General features: G+C 50.5%; 19 protein-coding genes and 1 tRNA gene. 7 read left to right on the top strand and 13 right to left on the bottom strand.

What is annotated here, in order from left to right; genetic code table 11:
• Nucleotides 1-421 (top strand): hypothetical protein (locus HA050_RS18565; RefSeq protein ID WP_205836503.1); only part of this gene is annotated, 421 nt, incomplete at its 5' end.
• Here HA050_RS18565 and HA050_RS18560 read toward each other — a convergent pair.
• The 8 genes from HA050_RS18560 to rplU form a co-directional block, all read right to left on the bottom strand.
• Nucleotides 372-1,544, bottom strand: coding sequence for a THUMP domain-containing class I SAM-dependent RNA methyltransferase (locus HA050_RS18560; protein WP_166829515.1), 1,173 nt, complete (start codon nucleotides 1,542-1,544; stop codon nucleotides 372-374). The genes HA050_RS18565 and HA050_RS18560 overlap by 50 nt on opposite strands.
• Entirely contained in the window at nucleotides 1,541-4,363 is a 2,823-nt protein-coding gene (locus tag HA050_RS18555; RefSeq protein ID WP_166829512.1) for an ATP-binding protein, read from the bottom strand. The genes HA050_RS18560 and HA050_RS18555 overlap by 4 nt, the downstream gene beginning before the upstream one ends.
• Nucleotides 4,364-4,551: 188 nt before the next feature.
• Nucleotides 4,552-5,199, bottom strand: coding sequence for a hypothetical protein (locus HA050_RS18550; RefSeq protein WP_166829509.1), 648 nt, complete (start codon nucleotides 5,197-5,199; stop codon nucleotides 4,552-4,554).
• A gap of 209 nt (nucleotides 5,200-5,408) precedes the next feature.
• Nucleotides 5,409-6,056: a hypothetical protein gene (locus HA050_RS18545; RefSeq protein WP_166829506.1), complete on the bottom strand. Its 648-nt coding sequence runs from the start codon at nucleotides 6,054-6,056 to the stop codon at nucleotides 5,409-5,411.
• An 84-nt stretch (nucleotides 6,057-6,140) separates the two neighbouring features.
• A complete protein-coding gene (locus tag HA050_RS18540) occupies nucleotides 6,141-7,412 on the bottom strand; it encodes a hypothetical protein (protein ID WP_166829503.1) in 1,272 nt (423 codons plus the stop codon).
• A gap of 254 nt (nucleotides 7,413-7,666) precedes the next feature.
• The gene (obgE, locus tag HA050_RS18535) at nucleotides 7,667-8,881 is read right to left on the bottom strand and encodes a GTPase ObgE (RefSeq protein WP_166829500.1); all 1,215 of its coding nucleotides are present in this window, start codon (nucleotides 8,879-8,881) and stop codon (nucleotides 7,667-7,669) included.
• A 199-nt stretch (nucleotides 8,882-9,080) separates the two neighbouring features.
• Complete coding sequence (rpmA, locus tag HA050_RS18530; protein ID WP_099399560.1) at nucleotides 9,081-9,359, bottom strand: 50S ribosomal protein L27; 279 nt, start codon at nucleotides 9,357-9,359, stop codon at nucleotides 9,081-9,083.
• Nucleotides 9,360-9,395: 36 nt separating this feature from the next.
• Nucleotides 9,396-9,707: a 50S ribosomal protein L21 gene (gene rplU, locus HA050_RS18525; RefSeq protein ID WP_046351465.1), complete on the bottom strand. Its 312-nt coding sequence runs from the start codon at nucleotides 9,705-9,707 to the stop codon at nucleotides 9,396-9,398.
• Between the two features lie 274 nt (nucleotides 9,708-9,981).
• On the opposite strand from rplU, the gene HA050_RS18520 reads away from it, so the two are divergent.
• The 3 genes from HA050_RS18520 to HA050_RS18510 all read left to right on the top strand — a co-directional run bounded on the left by HA050_RS18520 (nucleotide 9,982) and on the right by HA050_RS18510 (nucleotide 12,890).
• The gene (locus tag HA050_RS18520) at nucleotides 9,982-10,944 is read left to right on the top strand and encodes a polyprenyl synthetase family protein (protein ID WP_240929163.1); all 963 of its coding nucleotides are present in this window, start codon (nucleotides 9,982-9,984) and stop codon (nucleotides 10,942-10,944) included.
• A 57-nt stretch (nucleotides 10,945-11,001) separates the two neighbouring features.
• Nucleotides 11,002-11,078, top strand: a tRNA-Pro gene (locus HA050_RS18515).
• A gap of 240 nt (nucleotides 11,079-11,318) precedes the next feature.
• Nucleotides 11,319-12,890, top strand: a complete 1,572-nt coding sequence (locus HA050_RS18510) for a methyl-accepting chemotaxis protein (protein ID WP_166829497.1) — start codon at nucleotides 11,319-11,321, stop codon at nucleotides 12,888-12,890.
• A 73-nt stretch (nucleotides 12,891-12,963) separates the two neighbouring features.
• Here the strand turns inward: HA050_RS18510 and HA050_RS18505 are convergent, their stop codons facing one another.
• The 3 genes from HA050_RS18505 to treP all read right to left on the bottom strand — a co-directional run bounded on the left by HA050_RS18505 (nucleotide 12,964) and on the right by treP (nucleotide 17,661).
• A complete protein-coding gene (locus HA050_RS18505; RefSeq protein WP_240929162.1) occupies nucleotides 12,964-14,190 on the bottom strand; it encodes a maltoporin in 1,227 nt (408 codons plus the stop codon).
• 292 nt (nucleotides 14,191-14,482) lie between these two features.
• Nucleotides 14,483-16,129, bottom strand: a complete 1,647-nt coding sequence (gene treC, locus HA050_RS18500) for an alpha,alpha-phosphotrehalase (RefSeq protein WP_166829494.1) — start codon at nucleotides 16,127-16,129, stop codon at nucleotides 14,483-14,485.
• A 74-nt stretch (nucleotides 16,130-16,203) separates the two neighbouring features.
• A complete protein-coding gene (gene treP / locus HA050_RS18495) occupies nucleotides 16,204-17,661 on the bottom strand; it encodes a PTS system trehalose-specific EIIBC component (protein WP_166829491.1) in 1,458 nt (485 codons plus the stop codon).
• Between the two features lie 362 nt (nucleotides 17,662-18,023).
• Here treP and HA050_RS18490 point away from each other — a divergent pair, with 362 nt between their 5' ends.
• Both HA050_RS18490 and HA050_RS18485 read left to right on the top strand, forming a co-directional pair.
• On the top strand, nucleotides 18,024-18,782 hold the full coding sequence (locus HA050_RS18490) for a threonine/serine exporter family protein (RefSeq protein WP_166829488.1): 759 nt from the start codon (nucleotides 18,024-18,026) through the stop codon (nucleotides 18,780-18,782).
• A complete protein-coding gene (locus HA050_RS18485) occupies nucleotides 18,783-19,241 on the top strand; it encodes a threonine/serine exporter family protein (protein WP_166829485.1) in 459 nt (152 codons plus the stop codon). It abuts the gene before it with no gap.
• An 84-nt stretch (nucleotides 19,242-19,325) separates the two neighbouring features.
• On the opposite strand, the gene treR is transcribed toward HA050_RS18485, so the two are convergent.
• Nucleotides 19,326-20,030, bottom strand: coding sequence for a trehalose operon repressor (gene treR / locus HA050_RS18480; protein WP_166829483.1), 705 nt, complete (start codon nucleotides 20,028-20,030; stop codon nucleotides 19,326-19,328).
• A 106-nt stretch (nucleotides 20,031-20,136) separates the two neighbouring features.
• Nucleotides 20,137-21,081, bottom strand: a complete 945-nt coding sequence (locus HA050_RS18475; RefSeq protein ID WP_166829480.1) for a hypothetical protein — start codon at nucleotides 21,079-21,081, stop codon at nucleotides 20,137-20,139.
• A 291-nt stretch (nucleotides 21,082-21,372) separates the two neighbouring features.
• On the opposite strand from HA050_RS18475, the gene HA050_RS18470 reads away from it, so the two are divergent.
• On the top strand, nucleotides 21,373-21,819 hold the full coding sequence (locus HA050_RS18470; protein ID WP_166829477.1) for a hypothetical protein: 447 nt from the start codon (nucleotides 21,373-21,375) through the stop codon (nucleotides 21,817-21,819).
• Nucleotides 21,820-21,991: the final 172 nt, after the last annotated feature.

Here is a 21,991-nt window from a genome sequence, read left to right as displayed (position 1 = left end):
TTACTGGCTTACTTTATTCAGAGCAACCATCGCTGGTTACTCCTTACTAATGCAAGCACTTGTTTCGCTTCCGAATCAAGCACTCACACTCATCGACTGTATTTTTTTAAAGATCGTTTCGCTGCTTTTGCATCACTTCGTTTCCGTGTGTGCTGCAGCGAGAGGCCGAACTATACCGGCGACACCCCTCCCGGTCAACACCTTAGTAGCAATAAAGTACAAAAAACAAGGTAAACGGTTGATTTTAAAACAATCAAACAAACAAGAAACTTTAACAAGATGCTATTTGACAGGTTCTGCTCACACGCAAAATCTTGCTGCACAAAGCAAACAAGCCGCTTTAAAAGCGGCTTGTTTCAATTTTCAGCGATTTATTCGCCTGAACCAGCAGGTTTTCGGCGCATCCCGCCCGAAATCATAATGTATTCAAACAAACGACACTCCAGACCACCATTATACAAAGGTGTGCGCTTGGAAGCTTTAAGACCCATATGCTTAGTGATGTCCATATCCGCTGTCAGGAAATAAGCTCTCCAGCCTGAAAAGCGCTTTTTCAAGGCATCGCCCCACTGCGGATAAAGTGCAGCCAGTTTTTCTTTCTCATCCAGACGCACACCATAAGGCGGATTGGAAAGCCAGACCCCCGTCATTTCTACCGGCGGCTTGGCATCCATCGCGTTCAGTTGTTTTAAATGAATGGTGTCATCAAAACGGGCGTAATCTAAATTGGCCTGGGCATGAGCAATAGCTGCAGCGGATACATCACTACCATAGATAGGGAAGATTTCTTTGGTTTCAGCAGCACGCGCTGCAGCAACCAGCTCTTGCCACATGTCTTCGCTATGCAAACGCATTTTCTGAAATGCAAATTCGCGACGCGCACCCGGTGCAATTTTGCGCGCAATCATAGCCGCTTCAATTAAGAAGGTCGCCGAACCACACATTGGATCGTACAGCGCTTCGGCAGGTGTCCAGCCAATCAAGGCCAAAATACCTGCAGCGAGATTTTCGCGCATTGGTGCTTCGCCGGTTTCAATACGATAGCCACGCTTAAACAGGGCATCGCCTGAGGTATCTAAATAGAGAGTGGCATTACGATCAGTAAGATAAAGCTGGATACGCATATCTGGCTCGGCGGTATCCACACTCGGGCGCTTGCCGCCTTTCAGACGGAAGCGATCACAGATGCCGTCTTTAATCCGCAGCGCAACAAATTCAGGACTGCGAATCTGCGGTACACGATAGGCCGTAACACCCACCTTGATGGTGCAATCCACAGAAAACAATTCGGCCCAATCTAAATCACGCGCCATAGCGTATAGATCGTCTTCTGTTTTCCAGCTTTTTTCTGCTACACGCCACAGAATACGGCTGGCAATACGGGATTGCAGATTGGCCTCATACATCAAAATCCAGGAACCAGCGAAACCTACGCCGCCATCGGTCGCTTTAATCTGATCGGCGCCAAGTGCTTCTAATTCAGCAACGAGTGGCCCTTCCAGGCCTCGCGGGCAGGGGGCGAAAAAATGGAATACTTGTTTCATACGATCAGCTCTTGTTGTGCAGTTTCAACCCGGCGACGGGTTTGAAGAATAAGTGGCGCCCAAGTATCCCCCGGGCGCTTTTTACGTGTGGTCAGCGTCAAGTCAGATGGCGCGTAGACATTGGTGTTATGAGTCAGTGGCGTGGTAATTAAATACTGCGCCTGCGTGGCTTTCAGGAAAGCGCCAACGCGATCAATATTAAAGATATCCAGGTGGGCAAACGGCTCATCAATAAATACAAAGCCCGATGGATTGGCATCATCCATCATCAGACCAATCAGCAGAATCAAGGACTTCATCACCTGCTGACCGCCCGACGCCTCACCGTCGTTCATGCCCATCATGCCTTTTTGGTCAAAATTGAAACGCGCCGCCAAGCCTGCTTGCGCCAGCACGGCATCATCGTTATCCAGATGCGGCATTTCGGCCTCTACATCAATCCCTGCCAACTCACCCAAGCGGGCAATATTGCGGCAGTAAGCACGTACCGTGGCACGCAGCTTATTAATATAGGCGGCACGCGCTTCATGTGTCAGCTCGCCAGTGCGCTGCACTTCTTTGTAATGAACTTCGGCATCACGCTGCACGCTGTCGTAATCATTCTGCAGCTTATCGCGACGGGCCAGAATTGTTTCGTCTGTTTCCCACTGTCCATTGGCCAGCTGCTGGCGCTGACGCTCCAGCAAATGCTGCACTTCGCGCACGCTGCCAAATTGCTCACGCACAGCATTCAGTGCGGATACATCGCTTAAGTGCTCCTGCATACTGGTTTTCAGCTCGCGCAACTGGCGTAATTGCTTATGGATTTCCAGCTGCTGACGCTGTGCCTGATCTTGCTGATAATTCACTTGCCCGGCCAGACGCTCGCGCTGATCTTTACTGCGCTCAAAACCTACGCGCAATTCTTCACGTGCATCCCGCGCCGCTTCCCAGGCTGCTTGTGCTGCGGCCAGCTCGGCACCCAAGTTTTGAACGGATTCCTGCTCACCCGGGAAACGGGCTGCAGCGGCTGCAAATTCTTCCTGACGTGCTGCCAGCTGTACCACCGCCTGCATACCCATCAGTTGCTCGGTATGGGCGCTGATATCGCGGCTTAAATCTACATCACGGGCTTCGGCATCTAAAATTTGATGATTTAATACTTTCAAACGGCTCAGCGCATCGCCTAAACGCGATTGCCGCGCAGTCTCGCCAAAGGCAAAATCACCTGGCCGTACGCTAATATCGCGGCCACCACGGCGCTCTTTGTGATAACCCTCTTTCGTGATCCAGTCGCCATCAACCTTGCCACCCGCTTCAACAGTGACAACGCGCTGAGTGCGGTTCAGCAATTGCACCACCCAGCTTGGCGCATCACCATTGAAATCAACCACTTCCAGCACCGAGCCTTTATTGGCACGCGGCACAGGCTCGCTGTCAGGCACAATAAAGTGGCGATAGCGTAAGCGCTGGGCAATTTCCCATGCGCGGTTTCTATCGCTGGCACGCTTAAGCAATACGATGTGACGATAAGGAGCCAGCAAGGCTTCAACCGCCTGCTGCCAGCTTGCATCGGTGACTTCAACGATTTCAGTCAGCACCTGGTGCGGAATAGCCGCCTCATCCAAGGCTGAGCGCATATTCCGGGTATAATCTGGCGATGGCGCTCTGCCCGCTTGCAGGGTGTTCTGCATATCGGCCAGCTGCTGGCGCTCTTCTTTAGCGGTACGCAGCCACTGTCTTAAGCTGGCAAGCTGTTCTTTTAAAGCCAGTAACCGGTCATTAATGCTGACTGCATCACGGCCATGCTCTGACTCGGCCAGCTCACGCAGGCGAGTCTCTTCTTTCAGCAGTTTTTCAGTATCACGGGCCGCATCACGCACCTGTTGAAACAGGGCAAAGTGATTATCGTAAGCCTGCTTGGCTTCACGCTCACCCACCATAGCAGCTTCACGGCGCTGATCGAATTCTGAATACGCCAGATTCAACTCATCCAGCTCTTGCTTCTTAGCCCGTAAATTGGTGCGCGCAAGACGGAACTGCTGCAAACCAGCCAGCAAGCCATCCCACTGTTCAAGGTACTTAAGGCCAGGCACCACGTCTTTTTCCAGACGAATCACATCGCGTTGCAATGCCTGCCATTCCAGAAAGCTGTTAGAGCGCAGCTTCATCCGCTCTACATCCAGCCCAATCTGGGCCATCTGCTGCTCAACCTTGCCCAGCTCACCTTCGGTTTCTTTCAAGCGCAGCTTAGCATCCTGATAGTTATCCAAAACCTGCTTGTCGCCAAACACCTGGAACACCAAATCCAGCAGCGCCTTTGGGCTGTACTCGCACAGCTTATCGGTATCGCCCTGCTCCAGCGCCAATACTTCGGCAATCGCGGCTGTCAGGCCCGCCGACTCAAGACGGCGCTTGTATTCATTCACCCCCAGCCATTGCAGACCGCTTTCAGTTTCTGGCGTTAACTCAACCACGCCTTCGGCGATGGCGTAATGGCGTACCCAATCGCCACCCTGTTTTTTTACACGGCAAAACAGCGTGACCTCAGGGCTGGTAATAGGGAAAAACAAATAGGGAAATAAGCCACCTTCGCCACGGCGCGGATTGGAAACCACACCACGCAGCCAGGCAAAGTTTTCTTTATTATTGCGAACATAGCGCTTGTAATCACGGCGGCCCGAGCAGCGCAAAGCCAGCAAGGTGCGCAGCGCGTCCAGCATAGTCGTTTTGCCTGAGCCATTTGGCCCGACAATGGTCACAATCTGGGCATCCAGCGGCACACGAATTGCACGCCAGAAATCCCAATGAACCATTTCTATTTCACGAATCTGAAACATTAATCTTCAACCTATGTCCCGATAAAACTGCATTACAGCTTATCTGCTTACTGACTATTTTGACGCAACCCGGAAGCCGCTTTGAAGGGGCCTGCTGGCTCAACAGCAGTCATCATCAATCCATGCGGCCGCAAACTAATTGCACGCCAGAGCAATGAATAAACGCTGATCCTTCACGAATCTTCACATCAATCTTCAACCGGTGATTCAACCGCAACGGCATCAATCTTCAGTAAATCAGCCAAAGCACCATTAATAATCCGCGGTGCTAGGCGTGAATAATCGATCATCAGATCAAGCAGCGGCCCTTCAAAGACCATTTTATTGCGGCGATTAATAAAGCCGAGTTTGGCCAACTGGCTTAAATTCATCGAAAAGCGAGCCTTACCGCCGAGCTTTTTACCAAAATCAGCGTAAATCGCTTCTTCAGGAATACCCGGAGCCACCTCATCACCAAACTCAATCGGCGATGCTTCGCCAAACATATCGTCAGGATCCGATGCAGACAGGGCAATCTGGCGCTGGCGTTTTGGCAAAATAATCAAGGCCCAGACCACAATCAAAAGGGCAATCGCGTCTCTTGGCATGCCCATATTATTGGACAACCAGTTTTCGCCCTCGCCAAATACCCAGTCTTCCATCTCGCTGGCAAGGCCCACGGCAATATATTCTGCGTAAGGATTTTCTAAGAGGCGCAAGCCACAACCGGCCAGCCGGTGGTCCAGCGATTCGCGGAACGCTTCATCAATCAGAGCGCGCCGCGCTAAAGGATCTTTGCGCGGTAAAAAGCGATGCGCCAGGAGGCGCGCGACCAAAATATTAAGAGCTTGATCCATGTACACCCATACAGATATAAAACGCCAAAATTAAACGAATAACTCAAGCAGGTAGCGAAACTTAGCCAAAACTTGGGCATGCCGCACAGATTATGGCGGCATACTGCACAAATAGATAAGGCCAAATTTACCGAAAGAATGCAGGAAAGCCAGCCGGGGTGGCCAACCCCAATATCATCATGGCCGGGCACAGCAGACGGCAGTACACGCTAAGCTAATAAATCAGCCAAATGATGCGGCTTGCCCAGCATGGCCTTGGCCAACTCTTCACAGAGCACAGGCGTGCATTGGGCAGCATCCAATAAATGCTGATCTTCGCCTAAATTAGCCAGATTACGAATATTTAAACGAATTTTCCCGGTGTCATATACCGCATCAAAGCGAAAGCGCGTTGGCACCAAAGGGGCTATCGTCATTGCCGAGCGGATAAATTTACCATCCGGCGCGGCCTGAATTTTTTCTTCCAATTTACATCCGTACTGCCACATCTGCTCTTTCAAGTGTTTAGCAGCGCTTTGCGATGAACATACGGTTCTTAAAGGCTCCCGCCCCTGCCACTCAACAATAAACTCAACGTAATCAGGGTGCTCCCCACCCTCCAGCGATTTATTACGCGAATTCGCCGCTGCCAGAGTCATATTCATCTGTGTAAACTCACCCACTCCCCATACCCGGTAGGTATGCGGGCTGGCCGGTTTAACCACCTTAAGCTGATTTGCCAGCTCGTAAAAATAAGCAAGGACTGCACGCATTGCACTATCAATCAGGCCCATATTGGCAAGATAAACACGCCTTTGCTCTGCACTATCTGTTTCTACTGACGCGGCCTGCTGCTTCAGATCATCCAAAAGACCCATTATGCACTCCACAACGATTTGATTAGACCCAAGCCTACCTTATTAATACTGTCTAATACAGAAAGCAACATGCGCTTATTTAAACTATTTTATGTCAACAGGCCGTAACCTGCCGCGACTAATTGCTGCTACTTCCAGGTGATCCAGCAGCTCCACCCCTTCCTCTGCCTCCAGGAATAAAGGCAAACGGACTAAATCTGCCACCACACTTTGTTCTAGTGCAGCATCGGCATCACCAAGCAAAGAAAGCAAAGATAAGCGATAAGCAGTGACATTGTAAGTATCAGCCACCACCTGCTCAAACAGCTCGGCCGTGCCGCCACGGGCAGCTAAGGCGCCCAGCTCTTCAAACAACGCTTCTGCATCCAGGAGGCGCTCCACTTCCATCGCCTCAACGTCTTCTGCCACCTCACTCGACGGCAGGGCGCTTTCGATATATTCAAGACGCTCACGATTAACCAGCTCGTACTCGGAAATATCTAACAATTCATCCGCAGTCACAAACACTGGCTCCGGATGGAAAATCAATAAATCCCGCCCCAAATTGGCCAATTCATCCTGATCCAGACGCCGCAGCCAATCGGCCACATTCGTCGATGTCAGTCCGGATTCGCCCAAATGCACGCGCTGTGCAGCCAGCTCGCTTAAGCGGCGCTGAAATACGCTGGTTAAACGCAACATACGGCTTTGCGCGGTAGCAATGGCTTGAGCCTGATTCAGCGTCAGCAAATCCAGTGTGTCATCATCCAAAATGGCATGCATGACTTCGGTGCCTTTTTCTACCCATTTCCAGACACTTTCCAGCTTAGATTGCGCCTTGCGAATTTGGAACTCGGATTGCGATTCAAGGGCTTCTTCAAAATCGCGGTATAGCTCGTTCAAGCGGGCTAAAAGGTGCTGCAATGCTTCATGCGCCACCCGCCCAACCGACTGCCCCGCCGCAACTTGCGCGGTTAAATAGCCCAGCTCGGCATCGCCATCAGAAAACTGTACCAGCGTGCCAATCGAGGCCAGCGCAATGCGGCCCGGCTCAGATAATGAATAAAGCTGCTCATCCGAATCCCATACCAGAAGACCATTATCGCGAATCCGCTTTAAAACAGTTTCAAGCTTTACAGGGTTGATATAGGCAAAGTGCGCTTGCAAATCTTGCGGCGTCCAGCGCGGAGCCTGTGCACGTGCGCCAATTTCCCGCAACACCAGGAGGCGCACCATGACTTCTTCCTCACCTCCGCGAAAGAGCGTGATAAAAGCGTCTAAATAGGGACGGGCGCGGATCAGCCCTGCCAGTGGTGGCAGATCGAGCGGCACAAAGCCAGGCTGAAAAAATTCTAAGAGAGCGGAGTCGTTCTGCATGTGACCGGCAGATGAGTACAAAAGGGAAAGGAGCTTAACGCGTACACCCGCCAAGTACCAGAGGTAGTTGTAACATGGCTGCGCACCCCGAATACTGAGTTAAAAAATGGCTCAAAATCCTTATTTACCCTTTGTAAATTACGATCTTTAGCCATTTTTTATCTTGTACCCGGGCGTCTGCTGCGTTTTTCAACTACCTCGCCAGCCTGAATATTTCATGCTCAGACCAGTACTTCGCGAAGCGTTAAATCTGGTTACGCGCTGGCGCTGTCGTCTGAAGCCAGTAAATCTGCCTGAGTAGCGGCTACTTTTGCAGCTTCTTTCGCGGCACTGGCTTCCGCTTTTGCAAGCGCTGCAGCTTCACGGGCTATTTCCAGTTGCTCAGCGCGAATTTTATCTTCATTACGCGCGTAAATACGGGCCGCTTCCAGGTAATCCATAATCGCGTAAGTTAAATCGCGACAACCTTCGCCAGTTAAGCCAGAAATAGTAAATAAACGAGACTGCATAGGATCAAATGCTTCATAGGCATCATGCTGACCTTCTTCCCAGCCGTAAGCTTTCAGGAAGTTGGCCACACGCTCGGCCCGTTCGTCTTCCGGAATCATATCCAGCTTATTAAGCACCAGCCAGCGGGGTTTTTTATGCAGGTCTTCGTCATATTTACGCAGCTCTTCAACAATGGCACATGCTTCGGCCACCGGATCGGTTGACTCATCAAACGGAGCCAGATCAACGATGTGCAGCAAAATACCGGTACGCTGCAAGTGTTTCAGGAAGCGATGACCCAAACCAGCCCCTTCAGCCGCGCCTTCGATCAGACCAGGAATATCGGCCACAACAAAGCTGCGGTTATCATCGATACGCACCACACCCAGATTTGGGAATAAAGTGGTAAACGGATAATCAGCTACCTTAGGTTTAGCAGCAGAAACAGCACGGATAAAGGTGGATTTACCCGCATTAGGCATGCCCAGCAAACCAACGTCAGCCAGCACTTTAAGCTCTAAGCGCAGCTCACGGCGCTCGCCTTCTTCAGCCGGTGCAGTTTGGCGCGGAGCGCGGTTTACAGACGATTTAAAGTGCAGATTACCCAAACCACCCTTGCCGCCCTTAGCAATCACAACCCGCTGGCCGCTTTCGGTTAAATCAGCAATCAGCTCGCCAGATTCGGCATCCACAATCGACGTGCCCACCGGCATGCGCAATTCGACATCATCGCCGCCCTTACCGTAGCAATCTGCACCACGGCCATTTTCGCCGTCGCGTGCTTTATATTTTTTTACAAAACGATAATCAACCAATGTATTGATGTCTTCATCCGCAACCGCCCAAACACTGCCGCCACGGCCACCATCGCCGCCATCCGGGCCGCCACGGGGGATAAATTTCTCACGGCGCATACTTGCGGAACCACTGCCACCCTTGCCGGCGATGGCTTCAATTCTTGCTTCATCAATAAATTTCATGCGTAGAGCTCCAGCAAAATACTTTAGAAGACTGCCCGCGTGCTTTGGGCGAGGCACTGTTGCTTATTTATTTTTAAAGCATAAAAATAAAGCAAATGCCGTGCAAAAATAATAAGCAACAGAACCAAAACTTCCGATAGAAAAAAAGCCCCATCCATGATGGACAGGGCTTTAAAATATACCACTATCGCTTAATAAATTAAGCAGCTACTTCTTCACCAACGTAAGGCAGAATGGTAACAGTGCGACGCTTCAGAGCGCCTTTAATTGCGTACTGTACATAACCATCTTTCAGCGCGAACAAGGTGTGATCCTTACCAACGCCAACGTTATCGCCTGGGTGGAATTCTGTACCGCGCTGACGCACGATGATAGAACCAGCAGGAATTAATTCGCCGCCGTAAACCTTAATACCAAGTCGTTTTGAATGTGAGTCGCGGCCGTTACGTGAACTACCGCCAGCTTTCTTGTGTGCCATGTTGCAACACTCCTACTGAATTACGAAAAGGCGGAATTACTTAACGATCGCGTCGATACGCAATTCAGTGTAATTCTGACGATGGCCTTGATGGCGCTGATAATGCTTACGACGACGCATTTTAAAAATGGTCACCTTATCGCCACGACCGTGTGTTACCACGGTTGCGGAGATAGATGCACCAGCTACCAGTGGGGCACCAATCACCACTGCTTCACCGTCTGCCACCATCAATACTTCATTCAGTACGATCTGGCTGTCGATGTCTGCAGTAATCTGTTCTACTTTAAGTTTTTGGCCGACGACAACTTTATACTGCTTGCCCCCGGTTTTTACGACTGCATACATAACAAGCTCCATTGGAGAGTTTGGGTCTTGCGCTTTACTACCTGTCACGCCCTCTATTATTAAATAGCGCGAGCAGCAAAACGTCTTCCCGAATCGGGAAACGCGCGATGCTACGCTGAAGGGCTAATCAAGTCAAGCACTTACGCACCGCAGCCTTCCGTATCCCTGTGGAATCGCGGCAAACTCCTGTACCCAAGACAGAGCGGAGCGCCAAAGTTTCTGCTAACATGCGCGATTAATTCATGCACGAGCAGTACGGGGCACAAGCGTGGCAATGGAGTTCGTAAAATCAGTTATTGGCGAAGAAATGCAGGCGGTGGACCAGGTGGTCCGCGATCGCCTCTATTCTGACGTCATTCTAGTGCGACAAGTCGCCGAATATATTGTGAACTCGGGCGGTAAACGCTTGCGTCCAATGATGGTGCTCTTGTCTGCAAAAGCCTTAGGATATGAAGGCACCCATCACCGCGAGCTGGCTGGCGTGATCGAGTTTATTCATACCTCGACGCTGCTGCATGACGATGTGGTCGATGAATCGGACCTGCGCCGTGGCCGTGATACAGCCAATGTGCTGTTTGGCAACGCCGCATCCGTTTTAGTAGGCGACTTCTTATACTCGCGCGCGTTTCAAATGATGGTGAGCTGCGGTTCGCTGCGAATTATGCAAGTGCTTGCCGATACCACCAATATTATTGCTGAAGGCGAAGTGCTGCAGCTGATGAATATCGGCAATGTCGATATCGATGAAGCCGCTTATTTAAAAGTAATTCGCTACAAAACAGCTAAATTATTTGAAGCCGCAGCACGCCTTGGGGCCATTCTTGCCGAAAGCGATCCTGATACGGAAGATCGTATGGCGCGTTTTGGCATGCATCTGGGCACGGCATTCCAGATTATTGACGATGTATTAGATTACTCTGGCAAAACCAGTGAAATCGGCAAAACCCTCGGCGATGATCTGGCTGAAGGCAAAGCGACTTTGCCACTGATTCATGTCATGAGCCACGGTACGCCAGAAGCCGCCCATATTGTCCGCACTGCATTGCAACACGCTAACCGTGATGAGCTGCCTGCCGTACTGACTGCAGTTCAAGCCAGTGGCTCATTAGAATATGCGCGTGCTGTTGCGGCAAAAGAAGCCCAGCTGGCTAAAGATTGCCTCGAAGGTTTAATGCTAAACCCTTATTTGCAATCACTTCTTTTGCTGGCCGATATATCAATTAACAGAAACAGTTGACAAGCGGTACAGCCTAAGTAATAATGCGCACCTCTTCACAGCAATGTGAAGAGATTTCGGGGCGTAGCGCAGCCCGGTAGCGCATCTGCTTTGGGAGCAGAGGGTCGTGAGTTCGAATCCCACCGCCCCGACCAAATATTAAAACCTCAGAACTTCGGTTCTGAGGTTTTTTATTGCCTGTCATTCCCCCTTCCTTGCCAAACCACACATGATTACCCCCAAGTGAAATAGGGCTTATATCAATGGTCAGTCAGTATAATTAAGTAGTAATCTCTAATATTCGTTTATCATTCTGCAAAACTGCATACACATCGCCAGCCTGCAACACGCAAGCATGGCAAACCCATGCCTGTCAGCCCCTATTGGATTTCGTAATGCGCAGCAACTTACCAATTACCGAACACGAAGTCAGCGTTGATCCCCGCCGTCCTATTGTCAGCAAAACAGATTTAAAAGGCCGAATCAGCTACGCCAATTCTTCTTTCAAAGAAGTGGCGGGATTTACCGGGCCAGAAATCATCGGCGAGCCGCACAATATTGTTCGTCATCCCTTTATGCCCGCCAGTGCCTTCGACGATATGTGGCAAACCTTAAAAAAAGATTTACCCTGGCGTGGCATTGTTAAAAACCGCTGCAAAAATGGCGATCATTACTGGGTAGAAGCCTTTGTCACGCCGATACGCGAAAACGGCCAGAAAATTGGCTATATGTCGGTGCGCAACACACCCAGCCGGGCGCAAATCTCGGCGGCCGAAGCGCTTTACAGCAAAGTGAACTCTGGCCAGGCCAGGCTGCCCGCCACCGAATGGCCACAGCAAAGCTCAATGAAGAAAAGAATCTGGCTGGTACTGGCTGCAGTAGCGCTTCCTGCGCTGGCTTCCCCTTTTGCCACGCCATTGCTTGCCGTATCTGCGATTGCAGCCATTGCGGGCGGCTGGTATTTAAGCCAGTCGATGACTCGCCCTATTCAGCAAATCGAATATGCATTTTCACAACTCAGCGAAGGTAATTTCCGCTTTGATGTTGATGCCCGTGCACCTAAAGAATTCAGCCATCTGCTGGTTGCGCTGGAATCAATGCGAATTAATTTGCGCGCCATTATTGCCGACGTGGTGCTTGCAGGTAATCGCGTGGACGAGCGTGCAAAGGGCGTTGCTAAAAGCGCTGAAGAATTACTCAAACGCAGCAGAGAGCAATCAGATGGCGTAGGCACCGTTGCCGCCGCCTTAGAGGAAATGGCAGCCAGCGTGGGTGAAATCAGCCTTGCCACACGCCTGAGTGCAGACCACGCAGCCAAAGCCAATGAGCTGGCCACGCGTGGCGCAGAAGAAATGGGTGCGGCACAGCAAGCCACGCAAGAAGTGGTTAATGTGGTTGATCAGGCCCGCGTTACCCTGGGTCTGCTCTCTGATGCGGTGCGTGAAATCAGCGTGGTAACGCAAACCATCCGTGAAATTGCCGACCAGACCAATCTGCTTGCACTGAATGCCGCTATTGAAGCGGCCCGGGCAGGTGAGACTGGCCGTGGCTTTGCCGTAGTGGCCGATGAAGTGCGCAAGCTGGCCGAGCGCACCAGTGCCAGCACCATCAGCATTGCCAGCACCATCAGCAGCGTGGAAGCCCGTACCAGCGAAGCCCTTGCCACCATGCGTGAGGCTGTGGCCTCGGTAAACCACGGCACTGCGCAGATCGATGCCTGCACCCTTACGCTGGGCGAGATTGCAGCGGCCAGCAATGGCGTAGACCAATCCGCACGCCATGTAGCCGGGATGCTGGATCAGCAGTCTTCTGCCACCGAAGAAGTCGCGCAAACCATGGAAAAAATGAATGCGCTTACCGAACAAAATGCCTCCCGGATTACAGGTGTGGGCCAAACCGCATCACAACTCACAGAAATAGCTGGCGAGCTGCATCAGCTGGTACAGCAATTTGAAAAATCGCTGTAAATATCACAGCAAGAAAAAAGAGGGGCGCTAAAAGCGCCCCTCTTTTTTTAAGTTATCTGTTTATAAAACCGCTTTACCACCAGTATTCAAGCTGCACACCGTATGTTGAGCCATTTAAATCAGCACCAAATGTGCCGGTTTTAGACAGCGCAGAGCCAGCAGATGCGGCATTTTGGGCCGCTTCATTCCAGCGGGCGTAGGTATAAAACAGACGCAGCTCCGGGCGGCTCCAAAATGCTTTTTCCAGAGTAAAGGTCGGCGCAATAGTCAGCTTACTCAAATTACGCGTTTGCCCGTCAACAGCCTCCACCCGATCATGGCCCGCCTCGCCCACTAATTTAAAATACGGGCTGAAGGCGTAAACCGGCCTTACCCCGGCCGACCACCAGGTTTGCCTGCCTGTATCGCTTTGATCCCGCTGATAAACCGCAGTCAGCTGGCCACCAAATTCTGCTGTGGCCTGCCAGTCAAAAGACTCCACTAAGCGAAGACGTTTATTACTCTGGTCTGCCAGCAAAGATCCGGTGTAACCCAAGCCCGTACCGGGGCCAACGCCATACTGAATGGCAAATTTATTGCTGCCGCCCAGCCAGCCCTTTTGCTCGTGCTGCGCGGTGACCGACCAGCCGCTATTGGCTCCGCTCACCTGCCCTGCATCCTGGATATAACTCAGGCCCAGCGCCACTTCACCCCCCTGATTTGTCTTAATCCCGCCAAGCTGAAAATCATGCTTATTAGCGTAATCAGCCTGATAAATATTGTCCTCGCGCGAGAAGGCATAACTGAGTTTTAAATCGCCAACTTTATAATCCTCAATCCCCAGCCCCGTGCCACTTGGATTCCAGTAGTAAAAATCAGTGATATGCACATCATGGCGCTTGTAATAGCGGCGTCCTGCCCACAGTGTTGCACCGTTTAACTCAGGGATATTGCTGTATTTGGCATAAATCTGTGGTGCTCTGGCACTGCCGTCTTCCGGCTGAAAAGTGGGCGATCTGTCGTTACGGTTATAGAGGCTGCCCATTCCCACTACGGTAAAGGTGCTGCCCTGCTCGCTTTTAAAAAAGGCGTGGCTGATTTCCAGCTCGCCGTATAACTCGCACTCGTTACCAAGACGATATTTGGTCTCGGCACCCGCCAGCTGAAAACAGCTTTGCGCACCGCCAGAACCTGTGGAAGCCCCCGAGCCAATCCGGCCATAGCCGTGAAATTCGAAGGCTATGGCGGGCATGGCCGTAGCCATAAAAACGCCACTTAACAGCGTGGTTTTAATTACTGTATTTATTGCTGAATGAGACATTGCTCTACTCCTTATTTATTTTTAAAAACAAACTAACAAGCAAAAGCGTCCCTGGCCCTGCACATTGGGAGGGGGCAAAACTGCCTAAGGGCAGGAATGAGGGTGGTGTTAAAACTGGGCGGCGAAGGCTGCCCGGTGCGTGCTACCGTGAAGCTAGAAAGATCTTTTTAGTACCTTCGGCACAGTGCTTAGCTGCGGCAATCCCCCTTTTAAAAAGGGGGAAGCATTAGCCCTGGAGGTATTTGGCGTGCTCTGCAGTTCGCTGGCAAAATCAAACGCCCCCCCAAAAAAACTAAGCAGGAGTAAACCTCACCATCAGCGATTCAAATGGCCGCAAATTAAACAGGCGGAAATCTGCGCCAATATCGGCGTAATTCGCCAATATCAGCTCCGCTGACCAGCCCACAGGGATGGCGACATTCGAAAACTCTGCTCTGCCAGCAGTAAAGTTACTCACCACCAGCAAGATTTCATCCTGCAAGCTGCGGCTATACGCCCAGATGGCGGGATCATCTGCGCTCAGGCATTGATATTCGCCGTATTTAAGCGCTGCCGATGTTTTGCGCAGAGCGATCAGCTGGCGATAGTGATAAAGCACCGAATTTTGATCGGCCATCGCCGCGGCCACATTCACTTTTTCTGGCTGGCTGGCGATGCCGATCCACGGCTCAGCGCTGGAGAAACCGGCGTTCAGGCCATCATTCCACTGCATTGGAGTGCGGGAATTATCGCGGGATTTTTGCTTAATTGCGGCCATGATGTCAGCCTCGGGCACGCCTGCTGCGCTCAGGTTTTGCCATGCATTCAGCGTTTCCACATCGCGATAATCGCTGATCTGAGTGAAGGCCGGATTGGCCATGCCAATTTCCTCGCCCTGATAAATATAAGGCGTGCCTTGCAGGCCGTGCAGCGTGGTGGCGAGCATTTTGGCGGATTCAACGCGATACCCGCCATCGTCGCCAAAACGTGAAACCACGCGCGGCTGATCGTGGTTGCACCAGAAAATAGCGTTCCAGCCACCGCCCTCGTTCATGCCGCTTTGCCAATCCGACAAGATGCGTTTTAGTTCAATAAAGTCATAAGGCGCGGCCACCCATTTCTCGCCATTCGGATAATCCACTTTCAAATGGTGAAAATTAAACGTCATGGATAATTCATGCTGGTCCGGCCGCGAGTATTGAATGCAGTGAGGCAAGGTGGTCGATGACATTTCACCTACGGTCAGTAAATCCCGCCCGGCAAATACGGCGCGGTGCATTTCTTGCAGATATTCATGCACACGCGGCCCATCGGTATAAAAGCGGCGGCCATCGCTAGCATCGTCGCTAAAATCCTGCTGCTTGGAGATCAGATTAATCACATCGAGGCGAAAGCCTGCCACGCCCTTATCGGCCCAAAACTGCATCATTTCGAACACGGCCCGGCGCAGCTTTGGGTTTTCCCAATTTAAATCCGCCTGGCTTTCATCAAATAAATGCAGGTAATACTGGCCACTGGCCGGATCGAGCGCCCATGCCGAACCACCAAATTTGGATTGCCAGTTATTTGGCTGATCGCGCCAGATATAAAAATCACGGTAAGGATTATCGCGGCCCTTTAAAGCCTCCTGAAACCAGGCGTGCTGCACCGATGTATGGTTCACCACGATATCGAGCATGATGCGCAAGCCACGAGCGGATGCTTCGCTCAGCAGCAAATCAAAGTCGGCCATACTGCCGTAAGCCGGATCAATCGCGTAGTAATCGCTGACATCGTAGCCATTGTCTTTTTGCGGTGAGGCGTAAATGGGCGTCAGCCACAGATAATCCACGCCCAGCCATTGCAGATAATCCAGCCTGTCTGCTATGCCCAGAATATCCCCCGTCGCCTTGCCCTGATGGCTGCTAAAGCTTTTAGGATAAATTTGATATACCACCGATGATTGCCAGTCTTGTTGCATTTGAATACTCCCTGCGCAGCGCCACTGATACGGCGCTGCTTACTGAAAAACTGGGGCGTTGCCGCTCCGGATATCTACACAGATTGCTGAGCCAGCACCGGCTCAGCTTTCCACGCCATACGCCTGGCAAACAGCCAAGTCAGACAAAACGGCACAATGACGGCGACTAAGGTGCCCAGCAGAAACATAGGAATATGCACCGGCACAATCGAGATAAACGCGGGTAAACCACCCACGCCAATCGCGGAAGCTAAAACATGGTTTAGGGTAATCAACACCGAAGCGCAGGCGGAGCCAATTAATGCGGCGTAGAAAGGATATTTAAAGCGCAGATTCACCCCAAACATGGCTGGCTCGGTAATGCCGGAGAACGCAGAAATGGCCGAGGTTGATGCCATGCTTTTTTCGGTGGCGCTTTTTGCAATGCAGAACATCGCCAAAGCCGCACTGCCTTGCGCAATATTGGATAGCGCAATAATCGGCCAGATAAAGGTGCCGCCGTGGCTGGTAATCAGCTGCAAATCCACCGCAATAAACATATGGTGCATGCCGGTAATCACCAGCGGCGCATACAGCGCACCAAAAATCGCCGCGCCCAGCACGGGGGCCACTTCAAAAATATGCACCAAGCCTTGGGTAATCAACACGCCAAGGCCACGCGCCACTGGCCCTATCACCGCCAGCGCCAGCACGCCGCTGATCACAATGGTGGTAATCGGCACGACCAGCAGCTGAATCGCATTGGGTACGCGCGCTTTCAGCCAGATTTCTACCTGACTCATCACCCAGGTTGCCGCCAGAATAGGCAAGATCTGCCCCTGATAACCCACGCGCTCAATCTTAAACAGGCCCAGAATATCGAAGTAAGGAATCACCTGGCCATCCAGCCCCGCTGCGGCCTTGCCGTAATTCCAAGCATTGAGTAAATCAGGGTGAACCAGCAACAAGCCCAGCACAATCCCCAAAACTTCGCTGCCGCCAAAACGTTTGGCTGCCGACCAGCCCACCAGGGCAGGCAGAAACACAAAGGAAGTATTGGCCATCATATTGACCAGCTGCCACAGGCCACTCAAGCCCGGATACGCATCCAGCAAACTTTTGCCGGGGATAAACATATCCTTAGCGCCGAGCAGATTGTTTATCCCCATTAAAAGGCCTGCGACAATAATCGCGGGCAAAATCGGCATAAACACATCAGAGAAAATTTTGACCAAACGCTGCAAAGGATTGAGCTTGTTGTCAGCCTTACCTTTTACATCCGCCACGGTGGCAGCGCTTCTGCCTGCCAGATCGATCAGCTGCGCGTAAACCCTATCCACATCACCCGAGCCAATCACAATCTGAAACACTCCGCCGTTGCTGAACTGGCCTTTCACCAGATCAACCACCTTCAGCGCCTCATGATTGATTTTGCCTTCGTCTTTTAAAGCAATCCGCAGCCGCGTAATACAGTGCGCCGCCTGCTCGATATTCTCTGCCCCGCCTATTGAATCGAGGATCTGCTGTGCAATCTGCCGATAGTCATAGCTCATCTGTTTGCCTCTTTGTGTAATATTCACAGAACGCATTTAACTCGTACAGACGAGTAGTGTCAATACTCGTATGTACCAGTTAAACACTTAAATTCACTGACTTTTAAGCTAAATCAAACACAGCAAGACTCAGTATGGGTAGAAAAATACGGGGTAAATGCCCGGTCTGGCGGGTATTTTCAGAACTGAAATGGCTTAAAACCTCGCTTCCCCGTGCTGCGCAGCGGGCCAATACAAAAAACCACAGGCCTATGCATAAAAAAGCCAGTTTTAAGGCTGGCTTGATCGTAGATAAAGCATTCCAATGTAATTACTTTATGATGAAAGCTCTGTTGACGTTTGCCTGATCCTGCGCGGAGCCTATGAAAGCCATCTACGCACTCACCGATATACTGACGCTGGCCTTAAAAGCAGGCCTGCTTGCCCATCAATCCGGGGCGGGCACGCATCGCACCTCGCTGATTATTCAGCGCACGGCCAGGGCGCTGGGCGCGGTGCAGGTAGAGGTGATTATTTCATCCACCAATATCGGCGCCACCATAGAGCGGGAGCACGAGCGGGAAACGGGCTTTAGAAAAGCGCCGCATATGGGGGTAAACTTTTCTTTATTGACATCATTAGATGGCTGGCTATTTGCATTAGAGCAAGGCCAGCTTGATGCCGATGCGGCCCACTCCGCTTTAGATTTAATCGCTCAAGCCAAAGGCCATTACCCGCGCAGCGTGGTGACTTTATTTGTGGGTTTATCCTGCGGCGCATTTGCAGCTTTATTTGGTGGCGACACAGCAGCAATTTTAATTACGACGCTGGGCGCATCAGTGGGAATGGCGGTGCGGTTTCAACTGGTATTGCAGCACTTCAAGCCCTTTGTATTTGCCAGCGTAGCCAGCTTTGTGGCCTTGCTTTGCACCGGCTTATTAAGAGATTTCACCAGCACGCCCGATACCGCAATGGCCGCCTCAGTCTTATTCTTAATTCCCGGCGTACCCTTAATTAATGGCGCATCCGATTTGCTCAATGCCAATTATTTAAATGGCATTGTCAGATTTACCATGAGCGCCGTTATTGTTCTGGGCATTGCCATAGGCATTAGCTTAGCGCTACGCATCTTAGGAATCTAAATGTCTTCACCTTGGTTAATCGAACTTTGGGCTGCGCCTGCCGCATTAGGCTTTGCACTATTATTTAATGTGCCACCCAAAGCACTATGGATGTGCGGCATTCTGGCCGTATCCGGCCACGCCGTACGCAAGCTGGTTTTAACCATGGATGGTGATATTGTATTTGGCACGCTATTAGCGGCACTATTAATTGGCATTGTGGCCGAGCTGTGGGCAGACCGCCACAATCAGCCCGGCGTGATTTACGCCATTAGCGCTGCTATTCCCATGATACCCGGCAAATCGATGTATCAATCCGTGCAAGCCTTATTAGGCATTGCCACCATGTCGGCAGAAGCAGACGGCACGGCCCTTTTAGTGGCTGCCGGGGTGCACGGCGTAAAAGCCATCATGATTGTATTAGCGCTGGCCTTTGGCATTGCCGCGCCTTTATTGCTATTGCCAAAGCGGGGGAGATAATGAAGCAGGTTTAGTGCCTTCGGCACATTGATTTAGGAGCGGGAGCCCCCGCATGGGCCTTCCTTTCTTGTGTCGCCAAGAAAATCAACGCCGCGCAATATCCGAGAAAAAGAATTTATCCAGCCTGTGCCGGGATTCCGTGTATTCAAACTGGCGGCCATCGTAGAAATGGGTGTGGTTTTTCACCACAATCACATGATCCATACCATTTAAATCCAGATAACGGCGATCGTCTTCAATACAGGGCTGAGCTTCAAATACGCGCTGGGCGTAACAGATATTTAGCTTAAGCACTTTTTCTATATATTCATAAATCGAATTCTGCGCAATTTGCGGAGTAAGGCCGGGAATCAGCCCTGCCACAAAATAATTAATATCCAGAATCACATTTTCGCCATCAATATTACGCACCCGTTTAATACGCACCAGCTCGGTTTTTTCCGGCACTTGCAAAAGCTTTGCCTGCGATTTATCTGCGCTGATCAATTGAAAATCAGCAATCTGCGTGGTCACCGCCCGCCCCAGGCGCTCGTAAGATTCTTTAAAGCTAACAATACCGCTGAGCTGAAATTCAATATTGCCCGGCTTTAAAACAAACACGCCCTTGCCGTGAATTTTTTGCACATAGCCACGCTCCTGCAACTGATCCACCGCCTTACGCACCGTACCCCGGCTTGCCGCATAGCTATTCATCAGCTCAGATTCTGAAGGAATCTTCTCGCCTTTTTGCAAACGCTGGTTATCAATATCCGCAACGATATCGGCAAAAATCTGGCTGTATTTGTTCACGCTGGGGTCACTTCGGGGGAATCAGGAATAGAACAGGCAGTCTGCCTGAAACTGACTTTGGATGCCAGTTTGGGGAGGAGCTTAATCCACAGAACAGCATCATCCCCTAAGGCCTCAGCAACGTTAGTCTGCTGTTTTGATAATCCCATACCGAGATGTAATTTTTTAGAAAGTGGTAGCCCAATCCAAGCTGATTAGTTTTGCCAATTTTAAAAGTCAGATTGCGGGCATCTTGTAATGCTTGGGGGCCGTAGTTTAGCCCATTCAAGCTGGCGCTCACATGCGGCTCGCGCTGGCCGCAGGTGTATGTTCTGGGTGTAAGAATCAACTCACCACCAGCAGTAAGCTCATTTTTCATTGCTTCTGTTAATTCCAAGCTTCCCAGATTGCCGGTATCAAAAGATGCTTTGATGGTTTTGTTGCCGATTCGCAACACGACTTCCGGCATTTTTCCATCAACCCCGGTTGGGGTAAATTCAAGCGTGGCAGCAACGCGGGCGGGATCAATCACGCTGGCGGGCTGGGTTTTGCTCTGATTAAAAGCGTGAAATGCGATGGTCTGCGCTTCATAATCGATCACAAACAGATACTGCCGATTGAAACCATGACCAATGCTGCCTAAAAAAAATGGCGTATAGGCCTGCTCAATAAAACTCCAGTCTGTATGCAAAACAGCCGTCAGATTATTAAGCTGTATCTGCCCGGCAAGATCTATCGTTTTAATGGGGCTCTGTTGCTTATAAAGCACCATTTTCTGCCCTGAAGCCGCCCGCCCCTCTCCAATTTTCAGATCTTTTGCCAAGGGTAAATAGTGATTATTTAAAAAGAAAGGAAACTCAGTGCCCGTATCAAACATCAGCTTTCCCTGACGGCCATTAACCGCGCCATCAATCAGGATGTGGCCGTTAAATAAATAGAATGGCAGCGTGAAGTTGGCCTTATCCGCTAAAAGCGGCGTGGTAGCTGGTGATGCGGTCTCTGCTGCTGATACAGGCAGGGCAGTCAAAAAAGCAGAAATAGCGACAGCCCTTAGCATTGTTGGTAAAAACATAATCGTGCAAGCTCCTGTTCAGGGAAACGGCCTTAGCGATTCGTCACTGTATGCTGCATTTGTAATCTTGCGCAAAGCGTTTAGTGCCATTCACAGCTTGCCGCTGCTGCTGTAACAAAATTAAAGCAAAACTCGCGGGGAATGATACTTTTTTCAGCATGAAAATCACCGTATGGCACGCAAAATTGGCTGGGCTGGGTGGTCAAAAATGAATTGGGCAGTATCATCGGCTTATTTAACCGCAACCGTTAACTGCCGCGGTCGGGCTTTACTCTTCCGCTAAAGGTCAAAATGCTTGGTAAACGCACACATCCAGCACCTTGCTCACACCCACGCATTCCACCGCTAATTGAACTGGCGTGCAAGTGTGGGGGGTTAATTACCTGCACTCACCCGGTCAATTCAGAAGGCTACTCAGATACCCCGGAAGGGTGGTGGCTACGGACAGCAGAGGACAGATCATTCACAGTAAAATGCAACAAATGTCATTTTTCTAAAAAGAATTTGAATTACTTTGAGGTGGTTCAGATTGGCCCGCCTTTCTATTCCGCTTCTGTTGGTCTGGATCATATTTGGGGTTGGAATAAAGAACATTTAGAGACCATCATTCAATACCTGCATGGTAACCCGATTACAAACAGGTGGCTTGGATATATGCGCTATGTGCCAGGCAAATGGAAAGCAATAAGCCGCAGATCAACTTATATTAAAGCTGCAAAAAAAGTTTTAAAAAATTAACTAAATAAATCAACAAGTCTTGTCCGATATTTTCCTGTTAAAAACCATTATGAACTTTAAAGTATTGGGCTAATCAAAATTTAACTTAAGAAAAATTTCCGGATTATTAATTAAAACCATATTACCCCCATAAAACCAAAGATAAAAAAATGAAATTCATCCCATTATTGTT

The organism is Iodobacter violaceini (assembly GCF_011601265.1).
GTDB classification, from domain to species: domain Bacteria; phylum Pseudomonadota; class Gammaproteobacteria; order Burkholderiales; family Chitinibacteraceae; genus Iodobacter; species Iodobacter violaceini.
Note: the sequence above shows the minus strand (reverse complement) of the source record. Positions and strands in the feature narration are given on the sequence as shown.

Excerpts from the sequence above, each read along its gene's own strand:
- HA050_RS18560 (WP_166829515.1), bottom strand. The coding sequence starts at position 1,544 with ATGAAACAAGTATTCCATTTTTTCGCCCCCTGCCCGCGAGGCCTGGAA.
- HA050_RS18555 (WP_166829512.1), bottom strand. The coding sequence starts at position 4,363 with ATGTTTCAGATTCGTGAAATAGAAATGGTTCATTGGGATTTCTGGCGT.
- HA050_RS18550 (WP_166829509.1), bottom strand. The coding sequence starts at position 5,199 with ATGGATCAAGCTCTTAATATTTTGGTCGCGCGCCTCCTGGCGCATCGC.
- HA050_RS18545 (WP_166829506.1), bottom strand. The coding sequence starts at position 6,056 with ATGGGTCTTTTGGATGATCTGAAGCAGCAGGCCGCGTCAGTAGAAACA.
- HA050_RS18540 (WP_166829503.1), bottom strand. The coding sequence starts at position 7,412 with ATGCAGAACGACTCCGCTCTCTTAGAATTTTTTCAGCCTGGCTTTGTG.
- obgE (WP_166829500.1), bottom strand. The coding sequence starts at position 8,881 with ATGAAATTTATTGATGAAGCAAGAATTGAAGCCATCGCCGGCAAGGGT.
- rpmA (WP_099399560.1), bottom strand. The coding sequence starts at position 9,359 with ATGGCACACAAGAAAGCTGGCGGTAGTTCACGTAACGGCCGCGACTCA.
- rplU (WP_046351465.1), bottom strand. The coding sequence starts at position 9,707 with ATGTATGCAGTCGTAAAAACCGGGGGCAAGCAGTATAAAGTTGTCGTC.
- HA050_RS18520 (WP_240929163.1), top strand. The coding sequence starts at position 9,982 with ATGGAGTTCGTAAAATCAGTTATTGGCGAAGAAATGCAGGCGGTGGAC.
- HA050_RS18510 (WP_166829497.1), top strand. The coding sequence starts at position 11,319 with ATGCGCAGCAACTTACCAATTACCGAACACGAAGTCAGCGTTGATCCC.
- HA050_RS18505 (WP_240929162.1), bottom strand. The coding sequence starts at position 14,190 with ATGTCTCATTCAGCAATAAATACAGTAATTAAAACCACGCTGTTAAGT.
- treC (WP_166829494.1), bottom strand. The coding sequence starts at position 16,129 with ATGCAACAAGACTGGCAATCATCGGTGGTATATCAAATTTATCCTAAA.
- treP (WP_166829491.1), bottom strand. The coding sequence starts at position 17,661 with ATGAGCTATGACTATCGGCAGATTGCACAGCAGATCCTCGATTCAATA.
- HA050_RS18490 (WP_166829488.1), top strand. The coding sequence starts at position 18,024 with ATGAAAGCCATCTACGCACTCACCGATATACTGACGCTGGCCTTAAAA.
- HA050_RS18485 (WP_166829485.1), top strand. The coding sequence starts at position 18,783 with ATGTCTTCACCTTGGTTAATCGAACTTTGGGCTGCGCCTGCCGCATTA.
- HA050_RS18475 (WP_166829480.1), bottom strand. The coding sequence starts at position 21,081 with ATGTTTTTACCAACAATGCTAAGGGCTGTCGCTATTTCTGCTTTTTTG.
- HA050_RS18470 (WP_166829477.1), top strand. The coding sequence starts at position 21,373 with ATGCTTGGTAAACGCACACATCCAGCACCTTGCTCACACCCACGCATT.